The sequence below is a fragment of the Irregularibacter muris genome (assembly GCF_024622505.1).
In the GTDB taxonomy this organism is placed as follows: Bacteria; Bacillota; Clostridia; order Eubacteriales; family Garciellaceae; genus Irregularibacter; species Irregularibacter muris.
In genome coordinates this window covers 92720-110547 of sequence record NZ_JANKAS010000005.1, presented here as the reverse complement: position 1 = coordinate 110547, position 17828 = coordinate 92720, and the positions used below count along the sequence as shown (strand labels likewise).

Genomic DNA, 17828 nt, shown 5'->3' with positions numbered 1-17828 from the left:
TGGATATCTGGTAGAATAGCTCCTTTTTTTCTGCGTTCTGCACTTTTCATGTCTTTATGATCGTGTAAATGAGCAAAAATGATATAATTTCTATGAGAAAATAGGTGTGAAAACATAAAAAAGGAGTGATAAAAATGGAGATAAAGCATAGTGCCCTTGCTGGTACAATGGAGTCCAGTGATGTTCAAGTCATGATTGAACCCTCTAACAATGGGATCGAACTCCATTTAGAAAGTAGTGTACTTGCCCAATACGGAGAACAAATTGAAAAGACCATTAGAGAGGTTTTAGAAAACTTAGGGGTATCCAATGCAAGGCTTATCGTCCGAGATAAGGGTGCTCTGGACTGTATACTACGGGCTCGGGTTCAAACAGCCATTTTCCGTGCTAACGATAAAGTAGAAAATTTACCATGGGGGGAAATGCTATGAAAAATAGAATTCGTAGAACCATGATGTTTTTAAATACCCAAAGAGCTTCCTTGGTAAAAGATCCTTATGTATATGGGCCGGATTGCGTGATTTTAGACCTAGAAGATGCTGTAGCAGAGGGGGAAAAAGATTCTGCCAGAATCCAACTCTTTAATACTTTAAAATATGCAGACTATCATGGAGTAGAAATTTTTGTGAGAATCAATGGGTTGGACACGCCCTATTACAAAGAAGATATTCGTGCTTCTGTTGCAGGAGGATGTAATGGTATCCGAATCCCTAAGGTAGAACAGGCTTCTGATGTGCAATATGTAGAAGAATTGGTTGTGGCTGCAGAAAAAGAGTTTGACCGAGAAGTAGGCTCTACCATGTTGATGGCTGCTTTAGAATCTCCTCTTGCGGTTATGAATGCCTATGAGATATGCAAAAGCAGTAGGAGACTTATGGGAGTTGCTCTAAGTGCTGGAGACTTTGTAAGAACTATGCATGCCAAAAGAACCACCCATGGAGCGGAGATATTCTCTGCCCGTTCTCAAATTGTGTTGGCTGCCCGGGCAGCTGGTGTGATGGCTTTTGATACTGTCCATACCGATATTGATGATGTAGAAACCTTGAAAAGAGACACTGAACTTATTCGAGATATGGGTTTTGACGGAAAATCCGTGATTAATCCTAGACAAATTGCTATTATTCATGATGTATTTACACCATCAGAGAAGGAAATTAGACATGCCGAAAGGATAATCATTGCCCTAGAAAAGAATAAGAAAAAAGGTGTAGGTGTTTTAGTTGTAGATGGAAAAATGGTAGACGTGGCCATGATTGAAGGCGCCAAGAGAACACTAGAACTAGCTAAGGCTTCTAATAAGTATAGGGGGAGTTTGATATGATCAATAAAGCTGGTCGAGATATTCCAGAAGAATTTTTAAAAGAAGATCAGGAAGGATTTCAAGGGCAGTATTATCGGAATCATTATGAATACAAAAAGGCTGCCCCAAGGGTAAAGGGAGCTGTGGGTCCCCAGAAAAGTAAATTAGTAAAAAATATTAAAGAGGCTGTTGAGAAATGTGGATTAAAGGACGGAATGTGTATATCTTTCCACCATCATTTTAGAAACGGAGATTATATTGTAAGCATGGTTATGGAGGTTATTCATGATCTAGGAATTAAAGATCTTACCCTATGTGCTTCAAGTCTGGGTGCTGCTCAAAGCTCTATTGTACCTTATATTGAAGACGGAACCATTATAGGAATTTCCTCCAGTGGAGTACGGGATGAAATCGGACGAGCTATTTCCAGCGGTAAATTAAAGAATCCTGCCATCATACGTAGCCATGGAGGACGAGTGCGAGCCGTCGAAGCGGGAGACATTCACATTGATGTAGCCTTTATTGGTGCCCCTACCAGTGATGCCTTTGGCAATGCAAGGGGGAAAGGAGGAAAATCTGACTGTGGGGTATTGGCTTACTCTGTGGTGGATTCGAGATATGCAGATAAAGTGGTAGTCATCACCGATACCCTTGTAGACACTCCCAATTTCCCTGCCTCTATTCAGGGGGTTGATGTGGACTATGTGGTAAAGGTTGATGAGATTGGAGATCCTAGAAGAATTGCTAGTGGAGTTTTGAGAATGACTCAGGACCCCAGGGAACTATATATTGCAGAATTAGCAACAAAATGCCTAGTGGCAACAGAGTATTTTGAAGATGGTTTTACCTTTCAAACAGGTGGAGGAGGGGCTCCCTTAGCTGTAACCCGGTTTTTAAAACCCTATATGGATGAGAAAAATATCAAAATGGGTTGGGCTCTAGGAGGAATTACCCAGCCTATGGTAGAGCTCATGAAGGAAGGCTATATAAAAGCTTTACTAGACTGTCAATCCTTTGATATGGCCTCAGTAGAATCTGTAAATACCAATTCAAGACATTTTGAAATATCGACTTCTCAATATGCAAATCCTCTCAATAAAGGAGCCTTTGTCAATCAACTAGATTTTGTCATTCTAGGGGCCTTAGAGGTAGATCTAGATTTTAATGTGAACGTTGTACAAGGTTCTGACGGCATCATTCAAGGGGCACCAGGAGGACATGTAGATACGGCAGCAGGATCCAAGGTATCGATTATTGTGGCCCCCTTAGTAAGAAGTAGAATCCCTACCATTCGAGATAGAGTGACCTCAGTCACCACTCCTGGAGAAAGCGTAGATATTGTAGTTACAGAATATGGAGTTGCCATTAATCCTGCTCGTCAAGACTTGATCCATAGCCTATCCAGCACCGACATACCCCTGCGTACCATTGAGGAATTACGGAATGAAGCTTATGCACTTGTTGGAGAACCTAGGGATATTGAATTTGAAAATCAGGTAGTTGCCCTTGTGGAATACAGAGATGGAACCATTATAGATGTTATTCGAAGACCTAAAGGATTAGAATAAAAATAAAGCGGCCATGGCCGCTTTATTTTTATTCTGCTTTATTTTTATTTCTAAGGATATTCACAAATCCACCTTCTTTTATGGCATCTAGATCCTCTTGGAATAAAGGTGATTTTAAATGCATTACCGAATTTTTAGATTTGTTGATGACTTTTATATCTTGGCCTTCTTTAAGGGAGATGGTTTCTACCTCTAGAATATCCCCTTGGTCTATGGAGTCATAATCCTCGTCACTTTTAAATATCAGAGGGAGTATTCCCCAGTTTACCATATTGGCTAGGTGAAGTCGTGCAAAACCCTTAGCGATAACCACGTTTATTCCTAGATATCTTGGAATAATCGCCGCCTGTTCCCTACTGGAGCCTTGGCCATAATTATGTCCTGCAATCAGGATGGAACCCTTAGCCCTTACTGCCCGGTCATAGAAAGTAGTGTCAATCCCTTGGAAGGAGTGTTTTGACATTTCTGGAATATTGGATCGGATAGGGAGATAGAGTGCCCCAGCGGGACAAATATGGTCGGTAGTAATATCATCTTCCAATTTCAGAATAACCTCTCCTACTGTTTGATCCTCCATACTGGAGAATTCAGGAATAGGTTTAATATTAGGGCCCTTTCGTACAGGTTTGTCAGGATTGTTTTCAGGCATAATAAAAATATTTTTATCAAAGATAAACTTCTCAGGGATTTCAAAGTGGATAGGTTGCTTTCCTAAATCTCTGGGGTCAGTGATGACTCCTGTTATTGCTGAAGCTGCTGCTGTTTCAGGAGCAACAAGGTATACTTGATCAGATTTGGTACCCGATCTACCCTTGAAGTTTCTGGGAGTAGTTCTTAGAGAAACCCCATTGGTTGCAGGAGCAAATCCACAGCCGTTACAACCACCACATACCGGTTCAAATATTCTAGCACCAGAGGCCACAATGTTTTCATAGGAACCCCTAGCAATACTTTCCATGATCACTGTCCTAGTGGAGGGATATACCCCTAATTCTACATTTCTATCTATGGTTTCGCCCTCAAGAATATTTCCCACATTCAGTAGATCCTGTACCGAAGTATTTGTACAACTTCCAATCATCACCTGATCTATTTTTGTACCTGCAACTTCCCTAACCTTAACCACACGATCAGGCTGAGAGGGAAGGGCAATGAGGGGTTCTAGTTCACTTAGGTTGATTTCTATGACATCATCATAGAGGGCATCCTCATCGGCAGATAGGGGAATATAGTCCTTTTCTCGATTAAAGGCTTTAAGCCATTTCCTTGTATTTTCATCACTAGGGAATAGGGAAGTAGTCGCTCCTGTTTCTGTTCCCATATTGGTGATGGTAGAACGTTCAGATACATTTAGGGTTGTTACCCCTTCACCAGTGAATTCAAAAACCTTACCAACGCCACCCTTCACAGACACCCTTCTTAACAGCTCTAGGATAATATTTTTTGCCGAAACCATAGGCTGTAGACGACCAGTTAAATTGACTTTAACCACTTGGGGCATTGTCATATGGAAAGTCTCTCCTGCTATAGACATGGCATTATCAAATCCTCCTACCCCTACAGCAAAGGAGCCTATGCCACCAGCGGCAGTAGTGTGAGAGTCTCCTCCTATAAGCACCTTTCCTGGTGCAGCAAAGTGTTCAAGATGAAGATGATGGCAAATTCCATTACCGGTTCTAGCTGTGATAATGCCTAATCTTGAGGTCATGTCTAAAGTAAAATTATGGTCATCGGCATTTTTGAAATCTGCCTGAATAATATTATGATCCAAATATTGAACAGCTAAATCTACTTTTTTCTGTTTTAAGCCAATGGATTCCAAAACTAAATGGGACATAATTCCATTTAAATCATGGGTCAATGTCTGATCAGCTTTAAGGCCAATTCTACTTCCTCTTTTTAATTGGCCTTCTACTAAGGCTTTAGATAATACTTTTTCGGTCAAAGTTAATCCCATATTGTTATCCTCCTGTATATCAAATCTGTATGAAAGAGGAAGATCATAGTCTTTCTCTTTCATACAGATTTGTCCATTTTCTACAAGGTGGGGTAGAGCCCCCATCTGAAGTCTCGTTATTCAGCTTTATCTAGACGAGTTCATCTTCTTATTATAATTAATCAATGAGCCAGAGATTAAAATCTCCCTTTCTTCATGGGTTAAGTGCCCAAGGGAGAAGGTGATTTCCTTGAGAGACTCTCCCAATACATAGGCCTTTATCCTATCGCTTTCTTGTGAAATCGCTTCTTTAATATGAGGAATGAAGATAAAGTCATCCTTATTTATTAGATTTCCATCTTCAATCAAGAAGGGGATAATTCCCCAGTTAAGCAAGTTGGAACGATATCTCTTTGTAGCATATTCCGTTGCAATATTGGCCCAGGCACCCAAGACTCTTTGACAGGAAGCCGCTTGTTCCCTTGCAGAGCCATCTCCAGGCTTATTGGCATATAGGGTACTTCCTATACCCATTTCTTCCGGAGAGAGAGCTTCAAAACCTTTGATCTTTCTAATGGCTTCATAAGCTGACCTGAGTTCATCAAATTTCTCTTCAGGATTTTTCCCCTCTTCTCGATATATCTCATATTCATGAACTTCCTTTGCGTTGGGAACATAATTTGGATCCTTTCGGCTTAAGGTAAATTCAGAAAGTCTGATGGGATTGGATCTATAGGATGAAGTTTCACCCGAAGGAATCAATTCATCTGTTGTGGTCACAGGGTCGGTAATATGGGTCACCACTTTGATCATCATATGGTCGGTTAGAGCAGGCATCTTTGGCCAATCCTTAATATTGGGTCCAAAAACTAAATCTACAGAATCATCTGCGTGACCCTTACTATCATAAACCTTTTTCTCATAGATAGATTGATCAAAATAATATTTTTTAGGGGAATATTCCACAGCTACTTCATCGGCGCCGGTTAAAACTCCACCATTGGCTGCTGTAGCGGCAATGGAGCGAGCATCCATGAGGGCTACCATGGAGGTTTGGCCTTCGTTAGGCTTGGAACCATCCCTATTGGGGAAGTTTCTTGTTGCATGTCTAATGGATAACTCATTGTTGGCAGGGGTATCTCCTGCTCCAAAGCATGGACCACAGAAGGCTGGCTTCATCACAGCACCCGCTGCCATTAAATCGGCTACAGTTCCATTTTTTACTAATTCCATGTAAGTTGGCTGACTTCCAGCATAAACACTCATGGAGAAGGTACCGTTTCCGGTGGATTTTCCTCGAAGAATATCGGCAGCAGCAACAATATTGTCAAAGGTACCTCCAGAACATCCTACAATGACTCCTTGATCTACATGAATATTCCCATTTACAATTTTACTCATTAAATCAATAGCTACATCATTGGATTCAAAAACTTTTTTGCTTTCCTTTTCCACTAGGGCAAAGATATCCTTAGGATTGTTTTTTAATTCCTCTATGGTATATACATTGCTTGGATGGAAGGGGAGGGCAATAGAAGGCTTGATCTTAGAGAGATCAACCTCCACAAGGCCATCGTACAGAGCGAGTTCTTCGGGTTTTAGAGTCTTATAGTCTGCTGCTCTTCCATGGATTTCATAGTACTCTTTCACTTTGTCATCGGTTTCCCAGATGGAGCTCCAGCAGGCAGCCTCTGTGGTCATTACATCTATTCCATTCCTGTATTCTACGGGTAAGGAGCTAACGCCTTCTCCAATGAATTCCATAACTTTATTTTTTACAAAATTATTGTTGTATACTGCTTTAATAATGGATAGAGCTACGTCTTGAGGACCCACCCCTGGATTGGGCTTGCCCTTTAGATAGATGGCGATTATCTCTGGAGATTCTACATCATAGGTTTGCTCAAGGAGTTGCTTGGCTAATTCTCCGCCCCCCTCGCCCACAGCCATAGTGCCTAGGGCTCCGTATCTTGTATGGCTGTCTGAACCTAAAATCATATTTCCACATTTGGTCATCATTTCGCGGTTATAGGAATGAATGACAGCTAAATTAGGAGGCACATAAATTCCACCATATTTTTGAGCCGCCGATAGGGCAAATTTATGATCATCTTCGTTGATGGTTCCTCCTACAGCACAAAGACTATTGTGGCAGTTGGTAAGAACATAGGGGAGAGGAAACTTTTTCATACCACTAGCCCTTGCAGTTTGAATAATACCCACATAGGTAATATCATGGGAGGTGATGGAATCAAATTTTAATCGTAAAAGTTCATCTTGATCAGAATGCTGATGAGCCTTTAAAATATTATAGGAAATGGTTCCCTTTCTTGCCTCATTTGCTTGAAAGCTTTTTCCTAGATTGTTCTTCACCCAAGTAGAATAATCTGCGTCCTGGGGAACTATTTCTCGACCATTTCGTATCAAGACATTTTCTCTGGTTATCTTAATCAAATGCTTTCCCTCCATATCTAAAAGTTAATATTGTAACAATTGTATATTCAGTTTATAATGAAGGTAGAATATAGTCTAATATTTATTTTATTATATTCCCTATAGGTATTTCCTATATCAAGGAGGGAAGTATGGTGAATGAACGAGAGTTATTGTATATAAAGGCCATAGCTGAAACAAAGAGTATTTCCAAAGCAGCAAAGAAACTTTTTATTGCCCAGCCTTCCCTAAGCCAAGCTTTACAAAAAATTGAGGAAAACATAGGGACTAAGCTGTTTGTTCGAAATCATGATGGCATGAAATTAACTTTAGCTGGGGAAAAGTACTATCTAACAGCCATAGAAATATTAAATATCTACAATGATTTTAAAAATGAAGTTACCTATATAAATGATTTAAAAAGAGGAAGAATTACCATAGGCATAACAAATTTTTTAGGGACTTATTTACTTCCCAAATTACTCCCCCAATTTACCCAAAGATATCCTGGAATTGAAGTCTATATTCGAGAAGAAAGTTCTACTGTGCTGGAGAATTCTTTGGCAGAGGCCACCATCGACTTTGCCATTATGCATTATCATCCCTTTAGTGAGAAAAAGTTTATTGATTATGATTTACTTTATAGGGACCCGATTTTATTGGCTACCCAAAGGGATCACCTCTTATCTAAACATGCATCCCTAAAGGGGAACAAAGATGCCTATCCCACCATCAATATTCAATGGTTTAGGGATGAAAAATTTATCCTCATGGATAAGGGGAAGCGTATTAGGCAGATTAGTGACAATATCTTTCATGAGGCAGGTATCAAGCCTAACATCTGTCTATCCTTAAAGAACTTTGAAACTGCTCGAAGACTGGCAAGTACGGGATATGGCATTGCCTTTGTGCCAATGGAATACACCAAGGTATTTAAAGGCCAATACGAGACCGATTACTATTTTATTGAGGGCATAGAAAATGCCTATTGGGATACTTGTATAGCCACCAGAAAGGATATGTATTTATCTAAGATTGCTCAAGTGTTTATTCAAACAATTCATGAGTTTAACAAAAAGGATCATCTCCTATAAATAAGAGAAAGGAGGGGACGCAGAAATCATTCTGCGTCCCCTCCTTTCTCTTTACTTTTTCAATAGAATTCCCCTAAAATAAGATATTTACCTTATCATGGAGAAGCAATAAGATTATTGGACAGATTATAGGCAGAAAAAAGATGATAAAATAAGTTACATTAAGACTATCAAAGGGTATTATACTGTAAGCATGATAGCTACCTAAGAAAATGTGGGAAAGCTATACAGTATGATGACTAGGAGTTGGAATTTTGAAACTGTCACCACGCATTCTCGTGACTTCAGTCGTGAGTTAGTGGGGACATATGTTGATAAAAATTGAGCTAAAAAAGCATATGCAGTATAGAATGGTATAAATCCATATGTTATGATGTTTCTAAGGGTTGGTGACATATGGGAAAGGTTACTTATGGAAGAGGATATATTTATACTATCCAGTATCATATCGTCTGGTATACGAAGTATAGGCATGAGATATTGCAATAAAATCCTAGCTATTTTGTAGCTACTGTATCAGAGAACACAGAAAAATAAATAAGAGAGTATATAAGAGATCAAAAAACTAAATAGGAAAGGTGGGGCGAACCTTGGTGCTAAAGAGCTATAAATATAGAATATATCTAAAGGACGAGCAAAAAAAGCAATTAGCAAAAACCTTTGGATGTACTAGGTTTGTGTATAACTACTATTTAGATAAAAAGATAAAATTGTACGAAGAGAAGAAAGAAACTCTGTCGAAAATAGATTGTAATAACCATTTAAATAGAGAGCTAAAGAAAGAATTTATCTGGCTCAAGGAAGTAGATAAGTTCGCCTTAACCAATGCTGTTTATCATTTAAATACTGCTTATCAAAATTTCTTTAGAAGAATTAAACAGGGAAGAGATAAAACAGGATTTCCTAAATTCAAGAGTAAGCATAGCAATCAATTTAGCTATACAACCAACTTTACAAACAAGAATATAGAAGTAAACTTTGCAGAAAACAAAATTAAACTACCAAAGCTAAAATGGGTAGAAGCTAAAGTCCACAGGGAATTTGATGGAAAAATCAAGTCTGTAACAGTATCTCAAAGTCCAAGTGGGAGACATTTTGTGAGTATTCTTGTGGATACCCGGATAAAAGAATTGCCTAAGACCCATAAGAACATAGGAGTTGATTTAGGTATTAGAGATTTTCTAATAGATAGCAATGGAAACAAGATTTCTAATCCTAGAAACCTATATAAATATGAAAGGAAACTAACTAAACTACAAAGGCAATTATCCAAGAAGCAAAAAGGAAGTAAGAATAGAAGCAAGATGGGAGTCAAGGTAGCAAGGCTTCACGAAAAGATATCAGACACCCGAAAAGATTTTTTACATAAACTATCTTCACAGATTATTAATGAAAACCAAATTGTAGTTAGTGAAGATTTAAATGTGAGTGGAATGATTAAGAATTGCAAATTAGCAAAGGCAATATCCGATGTATCTTGGTCTGAATTTACTAGACAGCTAGAATATAAAGCAAACTGGTATGGTAGAGATTATATCAAAATTGATAAATTCTTTCCATCAAGTCAATTATGTTCAGATTGTGGATGTAAGAACATAGAAACCAAGGATCTTTTGGTTAGAGAATGGGTTTGCAAGAATTGCGGGAGTCATCACGATAGAGATATAAATGCTAGCAGGAATATACTACAAGAAGGACTTAGAATATTAGCATCAGCATAACAAATGATAAATCTAGGGTAGGAACTATCCGAATTAACGCCTGTGGAGAATGCGATGTAGTAAGGTCGGTCCAAGAAGCAGGAAACTCTAGTAGTGATGCTAGAAGCTTGCGACTTTAGTCGTGAGAGGTTCACGTGGATATAAAAGGCATAAAGAACAAGGTACCTTCCCTAGTAACGCCAGTGATTATCACCAATTTGGAGGGGAAGTCTCTCAGGGTATCAGATTATGGTCCAGTTAAGCAGGGGGACAAGATTACTTTAGAAATTAAATAATCCAAAAAGAGTAAGATTAAAATTTTAATCTTACTCTTTTTTTAATGGGCAGTATTTAGATAATTCCTGATGGAAGTCACCACAAGACCATGATCTTCTTCAGGCTTTAAACCAGAAACTGTAATAGAACCGATTACCCCTATATTCTTCACGATGATGGGAAAGGAGCCTCCTACAGCGGCGTATTGAGCAGGGGATAGACCGTATTTATCCCAAAGGTTTGTATTATCCTTTTTTAATTTGGTAGCCATATAAATGGAGCTGACAAAGAAATGCTCTACAACATTTCTTTTGCGGGAAACCCACAAATCCTTATCAGGAGTTGTGTTCTCAAAGGAATAATGAAAGATCTGATGATTAAATCGGTTAATATCTATAGTGATTTTATTGTTATTTTTCTTGGCCACTTCTATGATATGCAAACCAATTTTTAGAGCTGTTTCATTGGTGAAGTCATCAAATACAAGTGTATCCAATTCTACTTGATATTTTTCTAAAAGCTTATCTAAGTCCACTTTGTCACCACCTTTACTTTTCTAAATTATAGCATAGTTGGAAAATATTTTAACCGTCTAATGAAATAAATAAGGGAGACGAAATTATCATAAGGACCAAGGAAGAGGACTATAAATATAAGGTATATGAAAAAAAGATAGTGGATCCCTATGACTTTTCTGTTCTGGCATCTCAGGGAGAGGAAAAATCCTTACCTTGATTACTTGCAAGCTCATATACATTGCTACCCATCATTTGATGATTCATGCTAAATGAGTGGAGGAGGGAAAAAGCTATAAGCTATTTTACAGCTTTTTTCTATTGATTTTTCTCTTTGAATAGGAATAGAATACCTCTTTACATAGAAACGTATGTTCGGTATAATAAAAATATAGGTGGTGAAAGTATGTTAAATAAAACATTATTCTATTCCCTCGATCATCACAAGGTAATATCGATTATTTATATAAAAGATCAAGAAATTACCCAAAGAAAAATTCAAGTATTAAAGATTCAAGGCGATAAAATAATGGCTCTAGATTTAGATAAGCATTCCATCAGAACATTCAAGAGAGATAGAATATTATCGGCTATAGATAATAAAATGCTTCCAAAACAGCCAAATTTTCATAATGAAATCAAAGTCAAAAGAGTAAATTTATAGGATGGGACAGGGCGTGTTTAGATAGAACCTGTCCTAATGATTTTTCTGACCGCTAAATGTGGTATAATCAATATCGGGGTAAGGGAACAAATTCTTATCTGAGTCATTATGGGGATAATTGACATGCTTTAGAAATAAAGGAGAAGAAAATATGGGTGTAGTGGAGTTATTTATCATTTCAGTTGGTTTGGCAATGGATGCCTTTGCGGCGGCAATTTGTAAGGGCTTTTCAATGAAAAGAATGACGATGAAAAAAGCAAGAACGGTAGGAGCCTATTTCGGTATTTTCCAAGGAGGAATGCCTCTAATCGGTTATTTTTTAGGAATGCAATTTCATGAAAAAATTACATCGATTGATCATTGGATAGCTTTCTTTTTACTGGGAGTTATAGGAATAAATATGATTAAAGAGTCAAGGAATAATTCATGTGAACCAACAGCAGAATTAGAAGGTAGTGCCACTAGAGAAAATGGTCTACACTTTAAAAATATGCTACCCTTAGCTATTGCCACAAGCATTGACGCCCTAGCAGTAGGGATAACTCTAGCTTTTTTGAGAGTCAATATTATTAGGGCAGTTCTTATTATAGGAATTGTTACCTATATATTATGTACCTTAGGAGTAAAAATAGGGAATACCTTTGGGATAAAATATAAGTCTAAAACTGAGCTGGCAGGAGGATTTACTTTAATTCTTATGGGCATTAAAATATTACTTGAGCATACTGGAATAATTCATTTTTAGGAAAAAATTTATAAATTTTACTTTGTACATAAAAGTTTAAAAAAATTTATCAAGGAAGCAAAATAAGGGGCAATGAATCATTGATTCATTGCCCCTTATTTTCTTAGAGCAATTGTAAAATTGCAGCAAGACTACCGGTATTGCCCTTATCTCCTCTATGGGAGAAGAAGATGTCTTTATTACACTTGGTACAAAGACCACTATCGGTAATATTTCCTTCAGGGACTCCACTGTGAAGAAATTGATCACGGTTTAGCTTCCAGAGGTCAGCTATGTACTTACCATTGGATTGAGCTGTATAATATCGATCAGGATGATCAAAATTCCCTTTAATATGCTCAATTACTTCATCACCTACTTCGAAACAACACAGTCCGATGGAGGGGCCAATGCCGATGAAACAATCTTGAGGATTTGTACCATAGAGATCTATCATTTTTTGTAAAGTCTTTTGTCCGATTTTCATCATGGTTCCCTTCCAACCGGCATGGGCCAACCCTATGGCCTTATTTACTGGATCCAATAAAAACAGGGGGACACAGTCAGCATAAAAAGTAACCAAGGCTACGTCTTTTTCCTGAGTCACCAGAGCGTCCACGTTGGATAGGTCACTTTCCCTCAATAAACCCTTTCCTCTATCCTTCTTGCTTACTTCTAAAATAACATCATCATGAACTTGATCGGACAAGACCATATTTTCTACAGAAATATCTAAAGCTTCTCCAAAAATCTCAAAATTTTTCAATATATTTTCCTTAGTATCCTTCTTTTTAATACCTAAGTTTAAACTATTTAAAGGTCCTGTGCTTACCCCACCTAACCTGCTGGAAAAGCCATGTGTTACAAGACCCGCATCTTCAAAGGCAGGGATGGTATAATAAACTAAATTTCCCTTCATATTTTTTCTAAAAGTCAAAACATTACCTCCTATTGTGGGACTATTTACTATAGTATACTATACAGTGGCGTTGTATAAAAATCTTTAACAAAAATCAACTAGAATGATATTCCAAAGTTTCAGATAATTACTTGTGAATATAGAATAAAACCCATGATGCATTTTTCTATTATGAAATAGCACGATGATATATAAACTATTTATCTTCCAGTTGAAAAATTTCTTCCACTGGTGTGCGAAATAATTTCCCAAGTTTTATAGCTAATTCTAAAGTAGGATTGTATTTGTTATTCTCTATGGCATTGATTGTTTGGCGAGTAACGCCTAATTGGTTTGCGAGATCTTCTTGCCTGAGACCTTTTTGTTTGCGAAGAGCTTTAATATTATTCTTCATCTTTGTCCATCTTACCTTTTAAATAAAGATCCATACCCAGTTTAATTATGTTTTGTGAAATTAACAAAATAAATGCAAGAGAATTGAACTTTCCTACTCTTACATAATCAATTACAGTCCAGATAAATAAAAATAGTACGGTATAAAGCCATGCCCATTTAATAGATTGTAAGGATATAGCCATTTCCATTTCATCCATTTTTCTCATTCTTAGCACCTCCTATAAATGTATAACTCTCTTTACATTTATAGACTATCAAAACAATATATAAATGTCAAATAGATTTTACATTTTATTGTTTCCTATTAAGGATATTTGGAATGAAGAAGGGGAAATATTAGAATTTCAGATAGAAGATAGGTAGAAAGATAGCCTTCTTAATAATGAGGGCTATTTTTATGAAACAGAAAAGTTTCTCTTGTTCTCAAGGGACTAAACTTTCTTATTCTATAATTGCGTGTAGGTCATGGATAAGGCTAATCATAGAGTTAAAAATTGAATATATTTTCGAGAGCCTTTATAGAAACCTCAATTTGTGCCATAATAATTTCATGAAGGAGGGTGTAATATGCAAAAAATTATGATTGTAGAAGATGATCCTAAGATTGCTAAACATTTAGAGTCTTATATTCATAAATATGGTTACCATGTAATTAGAGTTGCTGATTTTGATGATGTGCTGAATACTTTTCATAACAATAAGCCTGATCTTGTTTTGTTGGATATTAATTTGCCCAGTTATGATGGCTTTTATTGGTGCAGACAAATTCGCATGGAATCTACTTGTCCAGTGATCTTTATATCTGCTCGAGTGGGGGAAATGGATCAGGTAAGGGCTTTGGAAAATGGGGGAGATGATTTTATCACAAAGCCCTTTCATTCAGAGATTGTCATGGCCAAAATACGGAGTCAGCTTCGTCGTGCCTATGGGGAATATGCTCGAGGGATGAAGGAGAGAGTCTTAGATATAGAGGGACTGAAGCTTTTTCCAGAAAGATTGGAATTATCCTTTAATAGTAAAGTCACCCCTCTATCTAAAAAAGAAGCAGATATTATTGAAAGCCTAATGGATCGTTATCCTCGAGTTGCAGGTCGGGAAGACTTACTGGAAAAACTATGGGATGATCAGGTCTACGTAGACGAAAATACACTCAATGTGAATATAACACGGGTGAGGAAAAAATTCCAGGCAGTAGGGATTAAAGATGGGGTAGAAACCGTAAGGGGTGCTGGCTATCGTTTGAACATTTCATGGTTGGGAATAGAAGAAAAATGAAATTATTTATTAAAGAACATGCTTCCCTAATTGTGGTTCAAGCACTCCAATTTTTAGTGATTCTTTCTATTTATTGGTTGGATGGGTATCGCCATATTAGACCGGCACTCTATGGCGTTTTTCTCGGTCTCTTTTTTCTTGGCTGTTATCTTTTGTATCAGTATTATAGCCATCGTAAGTTTTATGAACGACTTAGTAAACCCCTGGTATCCTTTGATGATTCTTTTATTAAGACCGAACAAACCCCTATATCAGCGGCTCTTGATCAGCTCTTGAGAAATCAGTACAAATATTATCAGGAGCAAATCCAAACATTAGAGTATAGACAAGAGAAACATTTAAAATTTATGAATCAATGGGTGCATCAGATGAAAACACCCCTTTCGGTTATTGAACTCATCGCACAAAACCTAGATGAACCAGATTCTTCTGATATACGAGAAGAGACAGAACAAATGAAAGTGGGATTAAATACCGTTCTTTATATGGCACGTCTTCAAACCATTGAACAAGATTTTACCATTCAACCGGTGGTGCTATCAAAAATAGTACATGAAGTAAACCGAGAAAATAAACGTTTTTATATTCGCAACAAAATATATCCAAAGTTGCAGGAAGAAAAAAAGGGAATCATCGTTGAGACAGATGAAAAATGGTTGTTTTTTATTCTTTCCCAACTAATCAATAATGCAGTGAAATATTCTATTGGAAAGAGCAATCATATACTGATTTCCATCTATGAAAAAGATAAAGAAGCGATTTTAGAAGTGACTGACTTTGGGGTAGGTATTCCAGATTCTGATAAAAAACGTGTATTCAATGCCTTCTATACTGGAGAAAATGGACGAAAGTTTAGAGAATCAACAGGAATGGGCCTTTATCTAATTAAGGAGGTAGCAGAATATCTTGGACATGGAATAGCACTGGATTCCCAAGTGGGAGAAGGAACCACCTTTCGCATAATTTTCTCCACCACTCAAAACCTTACAGGGCAATAATTGTCAAGTTTTTTCCAGAAAATCCAAGAGGGTAAGGCTAAAACAATAGTCTTATCCTCTTATTAGATCATAGGATATACAGGTGAGTTTTCCTGTTCTTATATCACGACCAATTTCTGCATCAATATTAAAAACCTCTTGAAGGATATCTTTTTTCATGACATCTTCACTTGTCCCTGCTTTAATCAACTTACCATCTTTTAAGGCAATCATATTATGGGAAAAGCGGGCAGCATGGTTTAAGTCGTGTAGAACCATGATAATGGTCCGTTGCTGTCGTTGGTTTAAGTTTTTCAATAGCTCAAGAACTTCCAATTGATGTGCCATATCAAGATAGGTTGTGGGCTCATCTAAAAAGATAGTCTCGGTTTCTTGGGCAAGGGCCATGGCTATCCATACCCGCTGTCGTTGCCCCCCTGAAAGAGAGTCTACTGTACGAAATTTGTAGTCAAAAGTATTTGTTACTTTCAAGGCCCAATCAATGACTTCATAATCTGAAGAAGTTAACTTTCCAAAGCCCCGTTGATAAGGAAATCGTCCATAGGAAACCAGTTCACCAACAGTTAATCCAGAAGCACTATCCTGGGTTTGAGGCAATATAGCCATTTTTTGAGCAAGTTTTTTTGTGTTTTCTTTAGCAATGGATTGACCATCTAATAAGATACTTCCCTTAGAGTGAGGAATAAGTCGCGTAAGTGCCTTTAATAAAGTGGATTTACCACAACCATTGGGACCAATAATTGTTGTAATCTCATTGCTTTTAAACTGTATATTCATTTGCGTAATAATATTTTTTTCATAATATCCTACATATAAATCTTTTGTCGATAAACTATTCATGTCTAAACCCTCTCTCTCAAATTCTTCTCTTGTAACATCCAAGGATATCAAAGGGAGGCTACCTCAATATTGTGAGACAGCCTCTTTAAAATTATTCTACTAAGCTTTCTAAAACATTATCTATAATTTGTTCATTAGCAATTGCTCCTGTATATAACCAGCTTTCGTCAGGGGAGAACTCATAAACATTTCCAGCCTTGACAGCAGGGATACTCTTCCATAATGTATCACTTAAAGCTGTTGAACCACTGGCTGTATCGCTATTGATCAGAAATATATGCTCTGCATCTAGTTCAACTAATTTTTCTAAAGAAATAGCATTCCAATTGCTTTCTCCACTAGAAGAAATTTCTTTTACTACTTCAGGAACTTTCAATCCTAAATCCTCATACATTACTGTTCCACTGGATAGGGATTCATTAACCACGAAAAAGTTTCCACCTACCAACCAAATGGCAGCTACAGAAGGATTTCCTACCGCACTTTCTATTTTGGCTTTGGATTCTTCAGCTTTTTGGTCGTATTCTTCTAATACCTTTTCTGCTTCTTCTGTTTTGTTAAATACTTTCCCTACACGAAGCAATTGATCTCGCCAGTTATTACTTTCTTCAGTACCAATGACATAAGTGGGAGCTATTTTATTATACTGATCATATTTTCCACCTTCAACCATGCTTGCAGAGTTCATAATAATTAAATCAGGTGAAAATTGTTGTACTGCTTCAAAGGGTAAATCATGAGGAATTGTGGGAATTCCTTCTAAAGCATCTTGCAAATAACCCTGTATACTTGCCCCATCATTTACACTCCATTGTGCAACGGGTTTAATTCCTAGAGCAACGAGATGGTCTTCAAGGTATGAAGCAATGACTCGTTCAGGATTAGAAGGAACAGTAACTTCATTTCCCATAGCATCTGTAATTTTTTCTTCTGCGGAAATTTCTTCTTTATCTGAGGAATTATCTGGATTATCTTTGGTTCCTCCACAAGCTGTCAGTGACAAGACCATAGATGTTACCAGTAAACAAATTCCGATTAAGTACATTAATTTCTTCTTACGTGATATATTTCCCATTGAAATCCTCCTTATAGTTTGTTAATATATAACTAATAATAGTTATCATTATCAATTAACATATTAATTCAACGACAAAACATTGTCAATAACAAATTGAAAAAAGGGACGTGTA

General features: G+C 37.2%; 19 protein-coding genes. 11 read left to right on the top strand and 8 right to left on the bottom strand.

The window, feature by feature from the left end; genetic code table 11:
- Positions 1–134 precede the first annotated feature (134 nt).
- The 3 genes from citD to citF are packed head-to-tail and all read left to right on the top strand — an operon-like array spanning position 135 to position 2868.
- On the top strand, positions 135–431 hold the full coding sequence (citD, locus tag NSA47_RS07475; protein ID WP_257530545.1) for a citrate lyase acyl carrier protein: 297 nt from the start codon (positions 135–137) through the stop codon (positions 429–431).
- On the top strand, positions 428–1321 hold the full coding sequence (locus NSA47_RS07470) for an aldolase/citrate lyase family protein (RefSeq protein ID WP_257530543.1): 894 nt from the start codon (positions 428–430) through the stop codon (positions 1319–1321). Before citD ends, NSA47_RS07470 begins: the two co-directional genes overlap by 4 nt.
- Positions 1318–2868: a citrate lyase subunit alpha gene (gene citF / locus NSA47_RS07465; RefSeq protein WP_257530541.1), complete on the top strand. Its 1551-nt coding sequence runs from the start codon at positions 1318–1320 to the stop codon at positions 2866–2868. The genes NSA47_RS07470 and citF overlap by 4 nt, the downstream gene beginning before the upstream one ends.
- 28 nt (positions 2869–2896) lie before the next feature.
- Here the strand turns inward: citF and NSA47_RS07460 are convergent, their stop codons facing one another.
- Positions 2897–4825 (bottom strand): aconitate hydratase, encoded by a 1929-nt coding sequence (locus tag NSA47_RS07460; protein ID WP_257530539.1) that lies wholly within the window; start codon positions 4823–4825, stop codon positions 2897–2899.
- Positions 4826–4951: 126 nt separating this feature from the next.
- On the bottom strand, positions 4952–7258 hold the full coding sequence (locus NSA47_RS07455) for a hydratase (protein ID WP_257530536.1): 2307 nt from the start codon (positions 7256–7258) through the stop codon (positions 4952–4954).
- A gap of 131 nt (positions 7259–7389) precedes the next feature.
- Between NSA47_RS07455 and NSA47_RS07450 the strand changes: the two genes are divergently transcribed.
- From NSA47_RS07450 to NSA47_RS07440, 3 genes are all read left to right on the top strand, one after another.
- Positions 7390–8331, top strand: a complete 942-nt coding sequence (locus NSA47_RS07450; protein WP_257530534.1) for a LysR family transcriptional regulator — start codon at positions 7390–7392, stop codon at positions 8329–8331.
- Positions 8332–8924: 593 nt separating this feature from the next.
- Positions 8925–10052 (top strand): IS200/IS605 family element RNA-guided endonuclease TnpB, encoded by a 1128-nt coding sequence (gene tnpB / locus NSA47_RS07445; RefSeq protein WP_257530532.1) that lies wholly within the window; start codon positions 8925–8927, stop codon positions 10050–10052.
- Between the two features lie 134 nt (positions 10053–10186).
- On the top strand, positions 10187–10327 hold the full coding sequence (locus NSA47_RS07440) for a hypothetical protein (RefSeq protein WP_257530530.1): 141 nt from the start codon (positions 10187–10189) through the stop codon (positions 10325–10327).
- Between the two features lie 41 nt (positions 10328–10368).
- Here the strand turns inward: NSA47_RS07440 and NSA47_RS07435 are convergent, their stop codons facing one another.
- Positions 10369–10842: a heme-degrading domain-containing protein gene (locus NSA47_RS07435; RefSeq protein ID WP_257530528.1), complete on the bottom strand. Its 474-nt coding sequence runs from the start codon at positions 10840–10842 to the stop codon at positions 10369–10371.
- A 65-nt stretch (positions 10843–10907) separates the two neighbouring features.
- On the opposite strand from NSA47_RS07435, the gene NSA47_RS15490 reads away from it, so the two are divergent.
- The 3 genes from NSA47_RS15490 to NSA47_RS07425 all read left to right on the top strand — a co-directional run bounded on the left by NSA47_RS15490 (position 10908) and on the right by NSA47_RS07425 (position 12231).
- Positions 10908–11042: a sortase domain-containing protein gene (locus tag NSA47_RS15490; RefSeq protein ID WP_373370314.1), complete on the top strand. Its 135-nt coding sequence runs from the start codon at positions 10908–10910 to the stop codon at positions 11040–11042.
- A gap of 186 nt (positions 11043–11228) precedes the next feature.
- Positions 11229–11486, top strand: a complete 258-nt coding sequence (locus NSA47_RS07430) for a hypothetical protein (RefSeq protein ID WP_257530526.1) — start codon at positions 11229–11231, stop codon at positions 11484–11486.
- A gap of 151 nt (positions 11487–11637) precedes the next feature.
- Positions 11638–12231 (top strand): manganese efflux pump MntP, encoded by a 594-nt coding sequence (locus NSA47_RS07425; protein ID WP_257530525.1) that lies wholly within the window; start codon positions 11638–11640, stop codon positions 12229–12231.
- Between the two features lie 103 nt (positions 12232–12334).
- Here NSA47_RS07425 and pgeF read toward each other — a convergent pair whose 3' ends face one another.
- The 3 genes from pgeF to NSA47_RS07410 all read right to left on the bottom strand — a co-directional run bounded on the left by pgeF (position 12335) and on the right by NSA47_RS07410 (position 13731).
- Positions 12335–13147: a peptidoglycan editing factor PgeF gene (pgeF, locus tag NSA47_RS07420; RefSeq protein WP_257530524.1), complete on the bottom strand. Its 813-nt coding sequence runs from the start codon at positions 13145–13147 to the stop codon at positions 12335–12337.
- A 178-nt stretch (positions 13148–13325) separates the two neighbouring features.
- Positions 13326–13523 carry a helix-turn-helix transcriptional regulator gene (locus NSA47_RS07415; protein WP_257530523.1) on the bottom strand — a complete coding sequence of 66 codons (198 nt, stop codon included), beginning with the start codon at positions 13521–13523 and terminating at the stop codon, positions 13326–13328.
- Positions 13513–13731 (bottom strand): hypothetical protein, encoded by a 219-nt coding sequence (locus tag NSA47_RS07410; RefSeq protein WP_257530522.1) that lies wholly within the window; start codon positions 13729–13731, stop codon positions 13513–13515. Before NSA47_RS07410 ends, NSA47_RS07415 begins: the two co-directional genes overlap by 11 nt.
- A 361-nt stretch (positions 13732–14092) precedes the next feature.
- On the opposite strand from NSA47_RS07410, the gene NSA47_RS07405 reads away from it, so the two are divergent.
- Together NSA47_RS07405 and NSA47_RS07400 are read left to right on the top strand one after the other, a co-directional pair.
- Positions 14093–14800 (top strand): response regulator transcription factor, encoded by a 708-nt coding sequence (locus NSA47_RS07405; protein WP_257530520.1) that lies wholly within the window; start codon positions 14093–14095, stop codon positions 14798–14800.
- On the top strand, positions 14776–15798 hold the full coding sequence (locus tag NSA47_RS07400; protein WP_257530518.1) for a sensor histidine kinase: 1023 nt from the start codon (positions 14776–14778) through the stop codon (positions 15796–15798). Before NSA47_RS07405 ends, NSA47_RS07400 begins: the two co-directional genes overlap by 25 nt.
- Before the next feature lie 51 nt (positions 15799–15849).
- On the opposite strand, the gene NSA47_RS07395 is transcribed toward NSA47_RS07400, so the two are convergent.
- Positions 15850–16638 (bottom strand): ABC transporter ATP-binding protein, encoded by a 789-nt coding sequence (locus tag NSA47_RS07395; protein WP_257530516.1) that lies wholly within the window; start codon positions 16636–16638, stop codon positions 15850–15852.
- A 91-nt stretch (positions 16639–16729) separates the two neighbouring features.
- Positions 16730–17713, bottom strand: a complete 984-nt coding sequence (locus tag NSA47_RS07390) for an ABC transporter substrate-binding protein (protein ID WP_257530515.1) — start codon at positions 17711–17713, stop codon at positions 16730–16732.
- Positions 17714–17828: the final 115 nt, after the last annotated feature.